16 protein-coding genes and 1 pseudogene are annotated in these 16,533 nt (G+C 68.4%); 11 read left to right on the top strand and 6 right to left on the bottom strand.

Going from position 1 to position 16,533, the window contains the following annotated elements; translation table 11 throughout:
* Nucleotides 1-43: 43 nt before the first annotated feature.
* The 4 genes and pseudogenes from OHB49_RS38440 (at nt 44) to OHB49_RS38425 (ending at nt 3,931) form a co-directional block, all read left to right on the top strand.
* Nucleotides 44-1,258 (top strand): MFS transporter, encoded by a 1,215-nt coding sequence (locus OHB49_RS38440; protein WP_443079607.1) that lies wholly within the window; start codon nt 44-46, stop codon nt 1,256-1,258.
* Nucleotides 1,259-1,435: 177 nt separating this feature from the next.
* Entirely contained in the window at nt 1,436-2,137 is a 702-nt protein-coding gene (locus OHB49_RS38435; protein WP_329165522.1) for a TetR/AcrR family transcriptional regulator, read from the top strand.
* A gap of 137 nt (nt 2,138-2,274) precedes the next feature.
* A pseudogene (locus OHB49_RS38430) lies at nt 2,275-2,711 on the top strand (cysteine hydrolase family protein); the annotation flags it as partial.
* 182 nt (nt 2,712-2,893) lie between these two features.
* Nucleotides 2,894-3,931 carry an NAD-dependent epimerase/dehydratase family protein gene (locus OHB49_RS38425; protein WP_329166775.1) on the top strand — a complete coding sequence of 346 codons (1,038 nt, stop codon included), beginning with the start codon at nt 2,894-2,896 and terminating at the stop codon, nt 3,929-3,931.
* 424 nt (nt 3,932-4,355) lie between these two features.
* Here the strand turns inward: OHB49_RS38425 and OHB49_RS38420 are convergent, their stop codons facing one another.
* Together OHB49_RS38420 and OHB49_RS38415 are read right to left on the bottom strand one after the other, a co-directional pair.
* Nucleotides 4,356-4,670 (bottom strand): DUF6343 family protein, encoded by a 315-nt coding sequence (locus tag OHB49_RS38420; RefSeq protein ID WP_443079606.1) that lies wholly within the window; start codon nt 4,668-4,670, stop codon nt 4,356-4,358.
* A gap of 136 nt (nt 4,671-4,806) precedes the next feature.
* On the bottom strand, nt 4,807-4,980 hold the full coding sequence (locus OHB49_RS38415) for a hypothetical protein (protein ID WP_266980632.1): 174 nt from the start codon (nt 4,978-4,980) through the stop codon (nt 4,807-4,809).
* A gap of 931 nt (nt 4,981-5,911) precedes the next feature.
* Between OHB49_RS38415 and OHB49_RS38410 the strand changes: the two genes are divergently transcribed.
* Nucleotides 5,912-7,003, top strand: a complete 1,092-nt coding sequence (locus tag OHB49_RS38410) for a PP2C family protein-serine/threonine phosphatase (protein WP_329165521.1) — start codon at nt 5,912-5,914, stop codon at nt 7,001-7,003.
* 177 nt (nt 7,004-7,180) lie between these two features.
* Here OHB49_RS38410 and OHB49_RS38405 read toward each other — a convergent pair whose 3' ends face one another.
* A complete protein-coding gene (locus OHB49_RS38405; RefSeq protein ID WP_329165520.1) occupies nt 7,181-7,354 on the bottom strand; it encodes a hypothetical protein in 174 nt (57 codons plus the stop codon).
* 386 nt (nt 7,355-7,740) lie between these two features.
* On the opposite strand from OHB49_RS38405, the gene OHB49_RS38400 reads away from it, so the two are divergent.
* Both OHB49_RS38400 and OHB49_RS38395 read left to right on the top strand, forming a co-directional pair.
* Nucleotides 7,741-8,379 carry a GNAT family N-acetyltransferase gene (locus OHB49_RS38400; RefSeq protein ID WP_329165519.1) on the top strand — a complete coding sequence of 213 codons (639 nt, stop codon included), beginning with the start codon at nt 7,741-7,743 and terminating at the stop codon, nt 8,377-8,379.
* A 166-nt stretch (nt 8,380-8,545) separates the two neighbouring features.
* Nucleotides 8,546-8,851 (top strand): hypothetical protein, encoded by a 306-nt coding sequence (locus OHB49_RS38395; RefSeq protein WP_329165518.1) that lies wholly within the window; start codon nt 8,546-8,548, stop codon nt 8,849-8,851.
* Here OHB49_RS38395 and OHB49_RS38390 read toward each other — a convergent pair.
* On the bottom strand, nt 8,832-9,167 hold the full coding sequence (locus OHB49_RS38390; RefSeq protein ID WP_329165517.1) for a GNAT family N-acetyltransferase: 336 nt from the start codon (nt 9,165-9,167) through the stop codon (nt 8,832-8,834). The genes OHB49_RS38395 and OHB49_RS38390 overlap by 20 nt on opposite strands.
* Before the next feature lie 350 nt (nt 9,168-9,517).
* Here OHB49_RS38390 and dhaK point away from each other — a divergent pair, with 350 nt between their 5' ends.
* From dhaK to OHB49_RS38375, 3 genes are read left to right on the top strand one after another with little or no spacing between them, the layout of a single operon-like run.
* Complete coding sequence (gene dhaK / locus OHB49_RS38385) at nt 9,518-10,510, top strand: dihydroxyacetone kinase subunit DhaK (RefSeq protein WP_329165516.1); 993 nt, start codon at nt 9,518-9,520, stop codon at nt 10,508-10,510.
* A gap of 50 nt (nt 10,511-10,560) precedes the next feature.
* Nucleotides 10,561-11,184 (top strand): dihydroxyacetone kinase subunit DhaL, encoded by a 624-nt coding sequence (dhaL, locus tag OHB49_RS38380; protein WP_329166773.1) that lies wholly within the window; start codon nt 10,561-10,563, stop codon nt 11,182-11,184.
* A complete protein-coding gene (locus OHB49_RS38375; protein WP_329165514.1) occupies nt 11,181-11,591 on the top strand; it encodes a PTS-dependent dihydroxyacetone kinase phosphotransferase subunit DhaM in 411 nt (136 codons plus the stop codon). The genes dhaL and OHB49_RS38375 overlap by 4 nt, the downstream gene beginning before the upstream one ends.
* A gap of 96 nt (nt 11,592-11,687) precedes the next feature.
* Here the strand turns inward: OHB49_RS38375 and OHB49_RS38370 are convergent, their stop codons facing one another.
* Nucleotides 11,688-15,116 (bottom strand): phosphodiester glycosidase family protein, encoded by a 3,429-nt coding sequence (locus OHB49_RS38370; RefSeq protein WP_329165513.1) that lies wholly within the window; start codon nt 15,114-15,116, stop codon nt 11,688-11,690.
* Nucleotides 15,117-15,338: 222 nt separating this feature from the next.
* Here OHB49_RS38370 and OHB49_RS38365 point away from each other — a divergent pair, with 222 nt between their 5' ends.
* On the top strand, nt 15,339-15,848 hold the full coding sequence (locus OHB49_RS38365) for an NUDIX domain-containing protein (protein ID WP_329165512.1): 510 nt from the start codon (nt 15,339-15,341) through the stop codon (nt 15,846-15,848).
* On the opposite strand, the gene OHB49_RS38360 is transcribed toward OHB49_RS38365, so the two are convergent.
* Nucleotides 15,826-16,494, bottom strand: a complete 669-nt coding sequence (locus tag OHB49_RS38360) for an NAD-dependent epimerase/dehydratase family protein (RefSeq protein ID WP_329165510.1) — start codon at nt 16,492-16,494, stop codon at nt 15,826-15,828. The genes OHB49_RS38365 and OHB49_RS38360 overlap by 23 nt on opposite strands.
* Nucleotides 16,495-16,533 lie beyond the last annotated feature (39 nt).

Genomic DNA, 16,533 nt, shown 5'->3' with positions numbered 1-16,533 from the left:
CGCTTGACCCTCACATCAATGTGAAGGATTCATGATCGGTGGCATGACGACCACGACGGCCTCTCAGACAAGACGTGAAGTCCTCCCATGGTCCGCGCTCCTGGCACTGGGAACTGCAGTCTTCATCACCAGCTTGACCGAGACCCTCCCAGCAGGTGTCCTCCCGCAGATGACCTCCTCTCTCGGCGTCAGCTCTGGTGCGGCGGGCCAGGCCGTCACCGTGTACGCCGCCGGGACAGCCCTGACAGCCATACCGTTGGCCGCTGCCACCGCAGGAATTCGGCGCAAGCCGTTGTTGCTGAGCGCTACGACCGTCTTCCTGATCGCGAACACGCTCACTGCTGCCGCGCCCGGCTACGCAGTCCTGCTCATCGCACGTTTCCTCGCCGGCGTCGCCGCCGGACTCGCGTGGGCGATCCTCGCCGGCTACGCGCGCCGCATCGCGCCTCCCGGCCAGGAGGGCCGTGCCATCGCAATCGCGATGACCGGGATCCCCCTGGCGCTGTCGCTGGGTGTTCCCGCCGGGACGCTGATCGGGCAACAGATCGGGTGGCGAGCGTCCTTCGCCGCCGTCTCAGTAATCACCCTCGCCGTCATCGGGTGGATCACGTTCAGCGTTCCCGCCATCAGCCGGCCGACGACAACAACTGAAGAGCCGAAACCGACCACCCGACAGACGCTCCGGGCCCCTGGGGTCACCGCCATCATGGTCGTCGTCGTGACCTTCGTTCTCGGCCACACGATCATCTACGCGTACATCGCGCCGTACCTGCGGCACGCCGGCCTCGCCACCGCAGTGGACGCGGTCTTGCTGGCCTTCGGCATCGCATGCCTGGTCAGCATCTGGTACACCGGTCTTCACATCGACAGGTACCTTCGTGGGCTCGCGCTGACCGCCGCAACGCTGTTCACCCTTGCCACCGTTGCCTTTGCCGCCACCACAGCACAGGCTGTTGTCTGGGTCGCAGCCGTCGTGTGGGGCCTGGGGTGGGGCGGTACACCCACGCTCCTTCAGACCGCAGCGGGTCACGCCGGGATGCGACGCAGCCCGGCCATCGCCGACACCGCGCAAGCCATCCTCGTGACCTTGTGGAACGCGGCCATGGCACTCGGCGGCATCGTCGGCGGCATACTCCTGCAGCGCGTCAACATCACCGCCGACGCCATCGCCGCGGCAGCGCTCGGAGTCGTCAGCCTCCTCATGATCACGCTCACGCGAAAGCATGCCTTCGCAACAGCGGACCAGGACGCACCGTGACACACGCGAACGCACTGCCGCGTCGCCGGCACTGGCCACAATCACAGTCTGTGACGACCGCTAGGCTTCGGTGCCCCGTGTCGTGGGGATGTCTGCTGCGGTCCGCCTGGCCCGGTACGGGGCCAGGAACGCGGTCAGCTCGGACAGCATCGCCTTGGGGGCTTCCTCGGCGGGGTAGTGGCCACACTCAGGGAGGACAAGAGTCTCCACGTCGCCGGCGGCAAGCTTCATCGTTTCGCTGATCGAGGCGCCCAAGTTCTCCGCTCCGCCGATCGCCAGGACGGGGAGGGACAGCCGTCGAGCCTCGCGCTTCTCGTTCTGCGCGATGGTCGCATCTCGTGCGCGGTAGAACTCGAAGCTGGATCGCAGGGCTTCCGGATCGGCAGCGAGGGTGTCGACGTAGCCCTCGGTTCAGCCACTGGCCTCGGCTGCGGCTCCCTCTACGGCGCCTTCGGCAACAAGGACGCTCTGTTCGGCCAGTGCCTCGACCGGTACGCGTCGAACTACGGCGCACAGTACGAGCAGGCGCTCGCGGCGCACCCCGGTGATCCGGTACGCGCGGTCGAGGCATTCTTCGACGTCATCCTGGGTCGAATCGCCGACCCGTCGGTCCCCGTGGGGTGCCTCATCGCCCAGTCCGCCGCGCAGACAAACCCTCGCGAGCCTCGGACTCCAACGCACCGTGTCCGGGCCATCTCCATGCGCGCCGAACGTCTCCAGCCAGCCGAGCATGCAGTCCACCAGCTAGCTCTCGACTCCCGCGACGGCAAGGCCCACGACCTCGAAGCCGCGCTCGACCGCGACCGGTATGGCCCCGCCACCGACGGCAACGCGACCACCTACCGAACGGTAGGAAAGTGCCGACTCGCCGTCAAATAAGGGCTCATGCCCCTACCGGTGCGTGACGTCGATCAGCCGACGGCGCTCCATTCGGTCGAGTATGCGGGGAACCTGACCCAGCTCGGTGAGAGTCTCTCGGGAGGCCCGAATGCCCTGAAGAGTGTCACCATGGACCTATGGGAAAGGCGGCGCTCATCGTGATCGATATGATCAACAATTATGAGCATCCCGATGCAGAACTACTTATCTCATCGGCAGAGCGTACAGCTCCCCGAATTGTGCGACTCATAGAGGCGGCCCAGCAACGGAATGTCCTCGTCATCTACGCCAACGACAATTTCGGTCAATGGCGCTCACATCACGGCGAGATTGTGGCAGCGGCCTTGGCTGGTGCACACGGTGACCTGGTCGAGCCTTTGCGCCCGAACGAGACATCGCTTTTTGTCATCAAGGCAAGACACTCGATCTTTTACGAGACTCCCCTGGCCTATCTGCTCAGCCAGTTGAACATATCGTCCTCTGCGGTCAGGTAACGGAGCAGCGCATCCTGTACTCGGCACTGGATGCCCACATCCGGGATTTGGGCGTAACAATTCCAAATGATGCGGGTGCATCGGCCGCACGAGTGAGGAGTGTCGGCTTGCTCGATCAAGGATGTCGGAACGAAGGGATTCCGACATGGCCGTCGTGCCCATTTCCTGGTCGCTCGGAATTCCCGACTGCACGAATACTCACCGGACCCTCCAGTACCGGGCGGCGACTTGTAGTTCGGATTGAGTGGAAACGGAGGATGTGATGAACGCCAGGTCAGGACTGCGGGTCGTCGTCACCGGCGCTACCGGAAACGTCGGCATCAGCGTGATGAAGGCCCTCGCGGCAGACGAGTCGATCGCGTCGATACTCGGTCTGGCGCGTAGACTCCCCGCGCTCTCGCTACCCAAGGCCGCCTGGGGCGTCGTGGACCTGTCGCAGTTGGGCAGCGCAGGCGAGCTCCGCTCCTACTTCACGGGTGCTGACGTCGTGGTCCACCTGGCCTGGCGCTTTCAGCCGACGCACGACCCGGTGGTGACTTGGCACAACAACGTCGCGGGATCGATGCGTGTCTTCGAGGCGGTCCGTGAGGCGGGCGTGCCTGCACTGGTGTACGCCTCGTCTGTCGGCGCCTACTCGCCAGGTCCGAAGAGCGAACCGGGTGTCGACGAGGAGTGGCCCACGCACGGGTGGCCCGACGCCGCGTACTGTCGCGAAAAGGCCTACGTGGAACGGGTGCTCGACACCTACGAACTGGAGAACCCGGATATCCGCGTCGTGCGGATGCGGCCGGGGTTCCTGTTCCAAGAACCGGCGGCCAGCGAACAGCGCCGCATCTTCGTCGGGCGATTCGTTCCGGGTCCGCTACTCCGTCCCGACCTGTTGCCCTGGGTGCCGGATCTCCAAGGGCTGCGCTTCCAGGTGCTCCATACCGACGATGCCGCTCAGGCCTACCTTGTGGCGGTTCGCGATGACGTACGCGGTGCGTTCAATCTCGCCGCGCAACCCGTGATCGACGCCAACGCTCTAGGGACACAACTCGGCGCACGGCTGGTCAAGGTGCCACGGAATCTCATGCGCACCGCACTCTCTGCCGCGTGGCAAGCCCACGCGGTGCCCGCTTCGCCGTACCTGTTCGACGCCGTCCTGCGGCTGCCGACAATGGACTGCGGACGCGCCCGGGATCTCCTCGGCTGGCACCCGAAACGGACAGCGGAGGAAGCACTCGACGCGTTCCTGAAAGGCGTGCGCCACGGTTCGGGTGCAAAGACTCGTCCACTGGCCAGGCACCGGGTGGGGTGAAGATGAATCTGGTACGGCAGATACTTCAGCCCGACCTGTCGGGTGTCCCTCCTGCTGCCTCCGGTGGCGCGTGAGGCAAACGTCCGCACTCCCGCCAGTTCCCTGGCGGACCCACACCTGCCGAAGCGCCGTGACGGGTCAGATCCCCGGCGCGCACAGGCGAACGTAAGCGCAGCCGCCAAGTGTTTTCGTCCTGTTCGATCTGATCGAGGGGGAATCCCCCGGACCGCGCGGCCTTGGCTCTCGTGACGCTGGCGGCTTCCTGAGCCCGCCGCCCATCGCGGCGGCCGCGGCCTCGGCCCTGACCGGGCAGAGCGGTGGGGGCTCGGCCATGGCGGCGACGCTGTAATCGAACGCATGCCCTAGGACGTACGGCGACACGAAACGGTCCGCGAGTTCCACCGGTCGGTACCACTGATCTGCTTCAGCTACGTTGCCCCGATCGCCGTCGGCGGATGACCGCCAGGTCGAGGACCGCCACGAGGAGGAGCACCCCGCAGACTGCCGCGAGCACGCCAAGGACGGTCGAGCTGGGAGAAGAATCCGTGCTTGAGGAGGTCGCCCACCACGCGAACCCCGCGGTCGCCAGGGCGAAGACGACCAGTGCGGCTGTGGACAGGACCGTACGCAGGACCAGGTCGCTGCGTGCGGTGAGGGGTTCGGTACCCGCGCGACGGCGGCATGCCGGGCTGCGGGATTGCCTGTCGTCCCTCGGTTCGTGCGGGGGCATCTCGGACATCGAACTCACCTCTGACCTGCTGATGATCGGACCGAGGGCAAGCAAGTGCGGTACCAGGACTTGTCAGGGCCCACGGTCATCAGAGTTCATTCCTTGTGCGCACGGGTGCACTGGCTCCGCCCACGACGTGGCGTGGTCAGCGCCTGAAGCTGTCCTTCGACCTCTCCTTGATGTCCCGGGCCTTGCCCCGGGCCTCCAGCGCGGCTCCCTTGGCTGCGGTGGTCTCGTTGCCCACCGCGTGGGCCACCTTCCTCACAGCCTTCCCGACAACCTGCTCCGCCTTGGCCTTGGCCTTCTCTCCGGCACTCATGGCGGTCCTTTCGTAGGCACTCACTCATCCGCCCGCCCCTGGCCCCGGAGCGGAAACAATGGGCATCTCAGCGCCGCGCCTCCTCCGACGGCCGTGCTCTCCAGCATCTCGCCGTAGCGATGCCCACACACTTCATTGTGTTCCCGGAGAAGGTGTTTGGTGGCGCCCGATTTGCGGTTCCTGGAGCGCAGATGCCGTGATTTCCGCGTTTCAATCGGGTCGGCTGAGCTGGGTCGGCTGTGGATGATGATTGCGGCCCGGCGTCAAGTCGGGTGCTCCGACTTCCTCGGGTCATGGGTAGGGAGAGGCAGCGCCACCGTCGGGTGGCCGGCCTCGGCAAGGCGGACACGGCCCGCGCCACTGTCCCGTCCGGGGGCGGTTTGCAGCCCCTGCGCGACCCGGGCATCGGTATGCCTGCTCACATCTATGCCCATATGTGTCCCGTTACGTACAGTCCGGCTCGTGGACTACGACCCGACCCGCCCAAAATGGGAGCAGATCGCTGACCAGCTGCGCACGTGGCGCTGACCTGGAGCGGCCCGGGAGAGGCGTTCCACTCGATCGCGTTCGCCGGCCGCTGGCGGCGTCGGCCGGTGTCCGGACCGTGTCCGCGCTGATCGGGAGGGGTCCGCCACCGCTCGTCTCGCCAATGCTCGGGGGAGCCCGGACAATCCCGTCCCGCGCAAGCGCGGTGGCCGCGGACCGGCCCGGGTGCGGTCACGACTCGGCCGCCGGGGCGAGCCGACCGGGGCGGTGGACTTCTCGTAGAGCGCTTCGAGACAGTTCACGGTGCAGCAGCAATCGTCGAGGTGCGAGCCGTAGGCGCAGTGGGCCTGGTTCGCGCGCTTTACCGCCACTACTCACCAGCTGGCGGGATGACGACGCGGCCCGGAACATTGGGAGGGGAGAGCCCTGGACAGAGGGGACACCCATGGTTGCCTGGTACGAGCGCCACAGGTGGGTGCAGCTGCCCCTCGGCGTGAAGTTCCTCCTCGGCCTCGGCTGTTTGATGATTTTGGCGTGCCTGGTTGTCGATCTGCTGTCCGGGCCGGACAGCACTCTTTCCCCGGTTCTGATTTCGGTGCCGGTGCTGGCTGCGGTTGGAGCCCGGAGGGTTTGGGCTCCGCTGGCTGCGGGTGTTCTCGCAATCGTCCTGGTGTTCGTACTCGCCCGGGTGAACCCAAGTGTGCCGACAGTGATCCACGTGAGCTCCGCGGGCTGCGTTGTGCTGGCCGCAGCCGTCACTTCGGGCGTTATCGCCCTAATGCACAGAGAAGAGCAAGCGGCGGCCCGGTTGCACAACATTACTGAGGCGGTTCAGAGGGCCCTGCTGCGCCCGCTCCCATCCCGGGTCGGCCGTCTGCAGGTGGCGGTGCGCTATGCCGCTGCGGAGCCGGATGCTCGAATCGGCGGGGATCTGTACGACCTGCTGGAGACCAAGTTCGGCGTCCGGGTGCTGCTGGGCGACGTCCGCGGCAAGGGATTCGAAGCAGTGGAGGTCGCCGCCGACATCCTCGGCGTCTTCCGTGACGTGGCCCGAACCGAACCCGGCCTGGAAAGCGTGGCCACACGACTCGACGGCGCGATTGCCCGGCGCGGCCGGAGCGAAGAATTCGCCACGGCGATATTGGTCGCCACGGCACCGGAGGAAGACCACGCGGCCGTCATCGTCAACTGCGGCCATCCCCCGCCACTGCTGCGCCACCGCGAGGGGACCGTCACCGAGCTGACGCCCGAGATAGCCGCGCCACCGCTGGGGTTGTGCGAGCTGGCCGGTGACTGTTACCGCTTGCAAAAGGTCCCCTTCCAGCCCGGTGACCTGCTGCTCCTCTTCACCGACGGCACCTCCGAAGCCCGCAATCGGCAGGGTCACTTCTACCCGGTCGCCGAGCGCCTCCGAGGCATCGGCGAGAACGATCCGGGCGCCCTGCTCGACCGCGTGCTGGACGACCTGCGCTCATGGACCGACGGTCGGATCCGCGACGATGTGGCCTTGATGGCCCTGCGCTGCACGCGGTGGTGACAGCGCCGGGCCTTGACTTCTCCAGACCCAGCGCCCCACTTGCGGGACGCTTCGGCGGCCTGGGTACTCGGGAGTGAGCGAGCCCGAATGTCCGTGGCCGGGCCCCAGCTGCGATGAAACACAAGCAGCCGCCGTTGCACTTTGCGTGCAACGGCGGCCGCTTCGGCAAAGCTGTTGTTACAGCTCTCGCTCGATCTGGTGCTCGCTGACCTTGTCTTCGCGCATGGTCGCCTCGTTCTGGACGGCGTAGCGCGTCTGCGCCCCGCTGCCCTCAGCACTGCGGATCTCGCCCCGCTGAAGCTCGTCCTGCTGGTCGCGGTACTCCACTTGCTGTCCCTTGCGGTACGGCATGGAAATCTCCAACTCTCGTGTGGGTCGGTGGGGCCGGCCCAGCCCGTTCGGCGGGCCGCTCCTGGCGCCGGCGACTATCGGCAGGCGCACTGACAGCCCACCTCCAACGACGCACACCAGCAACCACTGCGGGCCGAATGGATGACGCCTCGCCCGGCGCCGTTCGAGCGCTTCAGGGCAGTTCATGGTTCCGACCGTCCTTTTCAAGGCATGAGCCGTGGGCACAGCGGGGCCGGTTGTACTGCTCCTCGGCGGCACAAGCGATCCGGTGCAAGGAGATCGACTCCCCGGGGCCTGAACCAGGGAGTGGTCGCGGGCCGGAACCCGAGAACTGACCAGCACCGGGAGTGCCTCGCGGGTCGAGCCGGGCGTCGGCGAAACCGCCGATGGCGAATATGAGCACGGTTGAGAGCTTGGTCTTGAAGACAGCGTGCCGGGACGAACATGATCGTCTTATGAGTCAGCGCTCGGTAACCTTAGACAAGATCGTTTTGGAGGACTGGCCGGCCATTCACGCGTGGGCGTGCCTCCCGGAGGTGTGCCGCTACCAGTCCTGGGGGCCGAACACAGAGGACCAGACACGGGACTTCGTGGGATCCGCGGCCAAAGCCTGGTCGGACACCCCTCAGTGCCGGTTCCCCCATGTCGCTCGCATCGGGCGGGACGTGGTGGGCATGGGCGAGCTGCATGTCCGCAGCCATAGTCAGCGCCAGGGCGAGATCACGTACATCGTGCATCCGCGGGAATGGGGGCAGGGCGTCGGCACAGAAATCGGGCGGCAGCTTCTCTCATACGGGTTCGACGAGTTGGGGCTTCACCGGATCTACGCGACCTGTGACCCGCGGAATCTCGGCTCCTCACGGGTGCTGGCCAAGATCGGTATGACGTACGAGGGACGTCTCCGCCACACGGCGCTCATCCGCGACGGCTGGCGGGACTCCATGATCTTCAGCATCCTCGAAGGTGAATGTCGCTCCGCTGCGCAGAGAGCCCCGTCGTCGGAGCGCTGTCGGTCAGCGGGCTGACCCGGCGGGGTCCGTTCGACCGAGGGCTTGCCTGGGTCCGGCATTGCCAGGCCCCACCGAGTCTGGCGATGATGCGGGCATCTCCGGAGCGGGTGTTACGCGCGTTCCGGACCTCACCCGATCGGAGAACGGAGCTGCCCTCATGTCATGGGTGGTAGGAGCGGGCATGCTCATGGGCCTGCTGGCGATCGCAGTGGGGCTGGTGACGCTCCGAACGGGGTGGATCCTGCCAACGGCTCGCCGCCACGTCACCAGGCCCCACCTCCACGGCCTCGGTGGCCTGCTGATTGGCACGTCCCTTGTCCTACAAGGCCTCTTCGACTTCCGAATCCTGCCGAGCCCCTCCTGGGATATCCGCTTCTTCGGCGAAATCGCCTTCTTGTTCGCCGGTCTCCTCCTCATTTCCGCCAGCCAGCTGATGGCGCCCCGCCGTCGCCCGGAGCCGGACCGGGTCATACATCCGTCTGGTTGACGAACCCTAGCGACGTGAGTCCTTCGGTCGCGCACAGGCGGTCTGATGCGCCGCCTGCCTCGGTCTGCAGGAGTTGGTAGGCGGCACCGTGCTGGTGCCCCCAGTGCATCGCCGCGCGCCACAGGCCCCTGCCACGGCCATGCCCCCGACGCTGCGGCAGCACCCCGAAGCACTGGGGCAGCAGCCACGCGGCACCGCCGGGATCGATCCTGGTCCCCATGGGGCCGATGGCGCCGACCACGTGGCCGTCATGCAGCACGATGAGTACGGGGCCAACCGTTCCCGCCTGCATCCGCTCGTACAGGAACGCGAACACGCCGCTGGGCCGACAGGACCAGACAGCCTTCGGTCTCCCTGACTGCAACCGACCACTCAACTACCCCGAGAAGCACGTTCACCTCCACCCTGCCCAGGAAGTCGCTGTCGAGACCCGTGCGGAGCCTCATCCGCCCGTTGATACTTGACATGTAAATGTGCACGCGCAACGCGCACTCAACTTTGTCCAACCTGACAACGCATCAGGAAAGTCGGCATCGAGTCAGCATCAGTACCGCACGGAACCGCCCTTCGCCGCCATGAACCGCCAAGATCAACAATTCGCACCACATGCTCTGACCTGCAAATTCTGCTCAGCAGCTCGCCTGCTCATCTCATCAGGAGGTACCCATGAGGATGCTGATCAACGTCCCGGAGACCGTCGTTGCGGACGCATTGCGCGGAATGGCCGCCGCTCACCCCGAACTGACCGTGGATGTCGACAACCGTGTCGTCATGCGGCGCGACGCTCCCGTCGCCGGCAAGGTGGCGCTCGTCTCCGGGGGTGGGTCCGGGCATGAGCCGTTGCATGCCGGGTTCGTCGGGCCGGGGATGCTGTCCGCCGCCTGTCCCGGTGAAGTGTTCACCTCGCCCGTCCCTGACCAGATGGTGCGCGCCGCCGCCGCGGTCGACAGTGGCGCCGGGGTGTTGTTCGTCGTCAAGAACTACACCGGTGACGTGCTGAACTTCGAGATGGCCGCCGAACTCGCCGAGGACGAGGGCGTGCAGGTCGCCAAGGTGCTCGTCAATGATGACGTGGCGGTGACGGACAGTCTGTTCACGGCGGGGCGGCGCGGGACCGGTGCGACGCTGTTCGTCGAGAAGATCGCGGGGGCGGCAGCCGACGAGGGTGCACCGCTGGAGCGGGTGGAGGCCATCGCCCGGCAGGTGAACGAGGCGTCACGGAGCTTCGGGGTGGCGCTCAGTTCCGTCACCACCCCCGCCAAGGGCTCCCCCACCTTCGATCTGCCGTCCGGCGAGCTGGAGCTGGGGATCGGGATCCACGGTGAGCCGGGGCGGGAACGACGTCCGATGATGACGTCGCGGGAGATCGCCGACTTCGCGGTGCACGCGGTGCTGGATGATCTGCAGCCGACCAGTCCGGTGCTCGTGCTGGTCAACGGGATGGGGGCGACGCCCCTGCTGGAGCTGTACGGGTTCAATGCCGAGGTGCAGCGGGTGCTGTCCGAGCGGCATGTCGCCGTGGCTCGTACGCTCGTGGGGAACTATGTGACCTCGCTCGACATGGCGGGGTGTTCGGTGACGCTGTGCCAGCTCGACGAGGAGCTGCTGCGGCTCTGGGACGCGCCGGTGGAGACACCCGCCCTCCGCTGGGGCCGCTGAGAACGTCCGCCCGTTCACCCATGACGATGTTTCAGGGACAAGGAGATCTTGTGCTGGACGCCGACTTCTTCCGCCGTTGGATGGCCGCAGCCGCAGCCGCGGTGGACCGCGAGGCGGATCACCTCACCGAACTCGACTCGGCGATCGGGGACGCCGATCACGGCAGCAATATGCAGCGCGGATTCGCCGCGGTGACCGCGGTCCTGGAGAAGGAGTCCCCGCAGACGCCGGGGGCCGTACTGATGCTTGCGGGACGGCAGTTGATCTCGACGGTCGGCGGGGCATCGGGGCCGTTGTACGGGACGCTGCTGCGGCGTACGGGGAAGGCACTGGGCGATCTGCCCGCGGTGACGGAGGAGCAGCTGGCCGAGGCGTTCGCCGTGGGTGTCGCGGCCGTCGCCCAGCTGGGCGGGGCGCACCCCGGGGACAAGACCATGCTCGATGCGCTGCTGCCGGGCGCCGCGGCGCTCGGGACGTCGCCCGGAGCGGCCCGGGACGCGGCGGAGGCGGGCGCCGCCGCCACTGTACCGATGCAGGCCCGCAAGGGCAGGGCGAGCTATCTCGGTGAGCGCAGCATCGGGCACCAGGACCCGGGGGCCACGTCCTCGGCACTGCTGATCGCCGCACTGGCCGGGACGAGCGGCACCGGTGCGGAGAACGGGGGCGACGCATGAGCGAGGAGAAGCAGGTCGGGATCGTGCTGGTCTCGCACAGCGGGCCGGTCGCCGAGGCGGTCGCCGAGCTGGCCAGGGGACTGGCGGCCGGTGGTGCGACGGCACCGGTGGCCGCGGCCGGTGGCACGCAGACGGGTGGGCTCGGCACCAGTGCGGAGCTGATCGCCGAAGCCGCCCGTTCCGTCGACGGCGGCGTGGGGATCGCGGTGCTGGTCGATCTCGGCAGCGCGGTGCTCACGGTCAAGTCGATGCTGGCCGAGGGCGACGAACTGCCTGACGGGACACGCCTGGTGGACGCGCCGTTCATCGAGGGTGCGGTGGCCGCGCTGGTCACCGCGTCGGCGGGCGGCGATCTCGCTGCGGTGGAGGCCGCTGCGTCGGAGGCGTACTCCTACCGCAAGGTGTAAGGCACGGTGCAAGCAAAGGTCCCGCACCCGGCTCTCCGCGGAGGGCCGGGTGCGGGACCGATGTGTCCACACGTGGGTTGCGGGCGGGGCCGTCGGTCAGGCCGCCGAAGCGGCGGCCGCCGCCGCGATGTGGATCTGCGTCCGCTGCGTCGTCCCGTTGACCGTCACCGCGAGCGTGACCGTGCCCGGTCGGAGGGCCGTGAGCGTGCCGGTGGCCGGGTCGAAGACCGCCACGTGCCGGTGGCGGGCGCCGTCACGGTCGCCGATACGGACGTTCGGGGACCCGGTCCAGTCGGCGGCCAGCGGGAACGCGACCGGAACGCTGCGGGCGCCCTGGGTGACCGTCGCCGTGACCTTCGCGGTGTTCCCGGCAGCGAGGACGGACGGCGCGTCGAGGGTCAGCGCGTCGACATGCGCCCTGGTCTGGACGGAGACCCAGTCGGGCGCGCCCTGCCACGGCTTCTGCCGGGCGGCGGCCTGTTCGCCGCGCGAGACGTGGTCCGCGCCGACGAGGGACCAGCCGGTGAAGCCGCCCTCGTCCGCCGGGCCGGCCGGCGCCTTGCCGGAGTTGCCGTTGATCAGATAGGGCACACCGTCGACGTGCGAGGCGTGGAAGACCCCGACGTGGCTGCCGATGAACGCGGCTCCCTTGCCTGTTGCACGGCGGAAGTCGGCGAGCCACTGTTCGACCAGTGCCGCCTCCTTGCGGTCTCCCAGCTGGCTGCCCTTCTGAACGGTCGGGTCGCGCGGCGGTACGTGTTCGATCAGCATCACCGAGTCGATGTCGCGGTCCTCGGCTGCCGCGTCGAGCTGGGCACGCAGTTCCTTGATCTGGGCGAAGCCGCCGCCGCGCAGGGTGAGGCCGGAGGTGTCGAGTGTGATGACGCGGGTGCCCTTGTGATCGAACGTCCGCTGGGCAGGACCGAATTCGGTGATGAAGTTGTCGATCTTCCCGCCCATCACCTCGTGGTTGCCGGGCACGTAGTACCAGGGCAGTGAGTCGCCGAGTTCTTCGGTCAGGATCTGGTGGGCGAAGGCGAGGTCCGCGGGTGATCCCTCGTCGACGAGGTCACCGTTGATGACCAGGAAGTCGGGGTGCGCGGCCTTGATCTCGCGCAGGGTGCGCCGGGCCTGGGCGACGATCGCACTGTCCGGGTCACGGGCGACGAACTGGGCGTCGGACATGACCGCGAACTGCCAGTCCCGGTGTTCGGTGACCGCCGCCGGATCGATCAACGGGTCTACGGGCGCCTTCTGTTCGGGCAGGTCGACGGTGGGGGGCACCTGGGCGGTGAGGTCGTCGATGACGATCTCACCGGTGTACTGCTGGGCGGCCGCGGTCTCGGCGAGATAGAAGCGGTACACGCTGAGCGGCGTGGCCGCGCCCGCCGGCACGGCGAAGGTGACCTGCCGCCAGCCGGTCCAGGTGACGTACGGTCCGCGGAGCAACTGGTCGGAGCCCGCTGCGTCCTTCAGGTGCAGTGTCGGCCAGGCTCCCTTGCCGTCGCCCTTGATCCAGAGCTTGAACGACTGGGGCTGGCCGGGCACGGCGACCTGCTGGGGCGGCGCGGCGTAGGCGGCGCGCGTCGCGGTCGACTGGGTGAAGTCGTAGCTGAGCTTGAGACCGGTGCCGGTGTGGCCGTCGGAGGTGGCGGAGAGGGAGCCGCTCGCCCGGGCCTGGCTGAACTTCCAGGATCCGGCGTCGTCGAAGTCGGAGACGGCCTGCTCGGTGAGGCCGACGCTGACCGCGAGGGCGGTGGTGACGCCCGCGACGGTCGCCTTGATCTGCCCGGCGCCGTTGCCGGTGCGTGAGGTGACGGTGAAGTTGCCCTGGCTGTCGTCGCGTACGTCGAAGAGGGCGTGGTCGTAGTCGAGGGTGACGTCGCGCGGTTCGACGGGGGCGCTGGTGCCTTGCGCGTCGAGTCCGACGATGCCGAAGGTGCCGATGGCTTCGGCGTCCGCGAGGCCCACCCGCCGGGTGGTCGGTTCGATCCGGGCCAGCTCGTCGAGAACGGTCAGTGTGGTACTGCCGTGGGCGGTTCCGCGTTCGGCGCGGACGTCCGTGGTGCCGCTGCGGCGCGCGGTGACGAGGCCGTTGCCGTCGACCGTTCCGGCGTCGCCACGGGTGGTGCGCCAGCGCGGGGTTCCGGTGGCGGGGCCGTACGTCTCGTCGTATCCGGTCGCGGTCAGGCGCCGGGTGAGCCCGGGGAAGAGCCGCTCGGGGTGGCCGCCCTTGACCGGGTCGACGCCCGGTGCGGAGCCGGCCGGTGTGCGGGTGTCGACCCAGAAGCCGTCGAGGCGGCCGCTGCCGTCGGGGGCGGTGAGTGCGAGACCGTTGGGTACGGTGCGTTCGGTGCCGTCGGAGGGGCTGTTCTCCACCTGGAGCGCGTCGCTGCCGGGCCGGCGGGCGACGAGGGTGGAGGAGCCGCCGCCGTCCAGGTTCAGTGCGCTGTACGAGCCGGCGCGCCGCATCATCAGGCCGAGTTCGGTGAGGGTGACGCCACCGCTGTCGGCCTGGCGGCCGTCGATGGTGAGGATCTGCATCGTGCGGCCGTCCTGGGAGAAGCCGACGGCGGTGCGGGGCGCGGCGGTGTTGTTGCCCTCGCCGTCGTGGTTCTGGGCGACGCCGTCGACGACGAGGAGTTCCCGGCCGCCGACGGCGGTGCGCGGTACGGGGCCGCCGTCGGTGCGTGCGCGGTAGGTCAGCGATACGGGGTCGCCGGGCTGGAGCGCCTTGACCGCATTGGCTCCGGCCTCGCGGCCGACGAGGATCGTGGTGTCGTCGGGGACGGCGCCCGAGCCGGGGGTGGGGGACACGGACACGACCTTGCCGTCCCGTACCACCGCTTCGGCGACCGGTGTTGCGTTGTCCACGGTCAGTGCGCGGTCGGCGGTTCCCCAGGCCGAGGTGTACGCGCCCACTCCCCCGGTCGGCACATTGGCGGCGTTGTACGCGGCGAGCGGCTGCTGCCCGGACGGCAGGGTGAGCGTGCCCTCGAAGTACAGGTTCAGGATGCGGCCCGCGCTGTCCGGGCCGATGCCGACGGCCCGGTTGACTCCGGGGGCCGGGGACTGGACGGTCGTGCCGTCCTTGATGCCGACGCCCTCGGGCGCACCGGTCTGGTTGATGTCGAAGAAGTCGGCGTTGATCGCGGCGACGGTCCGGCGGCCGGGGCCGGCGTCGTGTCCGGCGGCGAGCTCGGAGACCGTACGCCGGTCGGACACCTTGCCGGTGGAGAGGTAGTCGGCCTGCGCGCCGCTGCCGTCGAGGTCGACGGAGAGGGAGTCGACCCGCAGCCACTTGTCCGATTCGAGCCGGTCGTAGGAGCTGAGACGGATGCCGGGTGCGATCGGGCGGGATGTACGGGCCGTCTCGATGCCGTCGCCGTCCACGACGGATCGGGGCGCTCCGACGGCGTTGCTCGCGGCCGGTGGCGCGACGGGTCTGAGGACCTCGGCGGAGTTACGGGGACGGGGGTCGGGGGTCGAATCGGCGACGGCGGGGGCGATGGCCCCCACCGTCATCGCGGACACCGTCGCAAGCAGTACGAGGGGTCGCGTTGCTCTGCCGACTATGCCAGGTCCCACAGATCCTCCCGGAATGGCGGTGGTTGGGCGGGCAGTAAGCGCTGTCGGCGGACAGCATGGCCGCGCGTACCGCCAGGCACCAGGGGGCCTCGGGAACCTCAGGGGAAACAGGGTGCGGCGACTCGATGACACACGTGATCATTGGGGAGACTTGACGGTATGTCGTCTCAGAAGCGCAGTGCGGGTCTTCTGCTGTTCCGGTCCACGGACGGGGGCGCCGGGTTCGAGGTGTTCATCGGGCACATGGGCGGCCCGTTCTGGGCGCGGCGCGAGGCGGCGGCGTGGTCGGTGCCCAAGGGGGAGTACGGCCCCGATGAGGAGCCCGAGGCCGCTGCCCGCCGGGAGTTCGAGGAGGAGTTCGGCCATCCGGCACCGGACGGTGTGTGGGTGCCGCTCGGTGAGTCCCGTCAGACCGGTGGCAAGTCGGTGGTCGTGTGGGCGATGGAGGCCGATGTCGATCCGGCGCGTGCCGAGCCCGGGACCTTCACCATGGAGTGGCCCCGGGGGTCCGGCGTGCAGAAGGAGTTCCCGGAGATCGACCGGTTCGCCTGGTGCACGCCGGATGAGGCGGCGGAGCGTCTCGTCGCGGGCCAGCGGGTCTTCGTCGAACGGCTGGCGGAACACGTCCGGGACGGACGCCGAGAGGCTACGCCCCGGCCGCGCGGTTGATCTCCTGGCTGCGCAGGATGTGTTCGCCGGAGCCATGCCGGCCGACGACGGCGATCATGGCGCGCCCCATGTTGTCGGTGGTCGTCACATGGTTCGGCATGATCCGCCGGAGCACCGGGTACAGCCAGGAGACACCGCGGTACATCCAGCGGTACATGGCGGTCTTCGATGTCGCGCCGTGCAGTGGCTGGATGTAGCCCGGCCGGAACATGTACGCGTGGAAGTCCATCGCCAGGAGCTCGTTCTCGGTGCGCCCCTTGACCCGCGCCCACGCGGTGCGGCCCTTCTCGCTGCTGTCCGTGCCTTCCCCGGACACGTACGTGAAGGTCAGCCCCGGATTGTGGGCGGCGACCGCACGGGCCGCGGCCAGGGTGTACGTGTACGTGATGCGGGAGTACTCCTCCTCGCTCAGACCGGCCGAGGTGACGCCGAGGCAGAAGAAGCACGCGTCGAGGCCGGTGAGTTCGGCGTCGATCGCCGAGAAGTCCGTGAAGTCGCGGTGGACGACCTCACGGACCTTGGGATGCCGCACGCCCGCCGGCGTACGGCCGACGATCAGGACGCTCTCGACCCGGTCGTCGAGCAGGCAGGCCCGCAGTACACCTTGGCCCACCATCCCGGTGGCACCGAAAATGATCACTCTCACAGCAGCCGCTCCGGGGGCTCGTCTCGCGTCGGTCGTGCC

The organism is Streptomyces sp. NBC_01717, from assembly GCF_036248255.1.
Taxonomy (GTDB): Bacteria; Actinomycetota; Actinomycetes; order Streptomycetales; family Streptomycetaceae; genus Streptomyces.
Note: the sequence above shows the minus strand (reverse complement) of the source record. Positions and strands in the feature narration are given on the sequence as shown.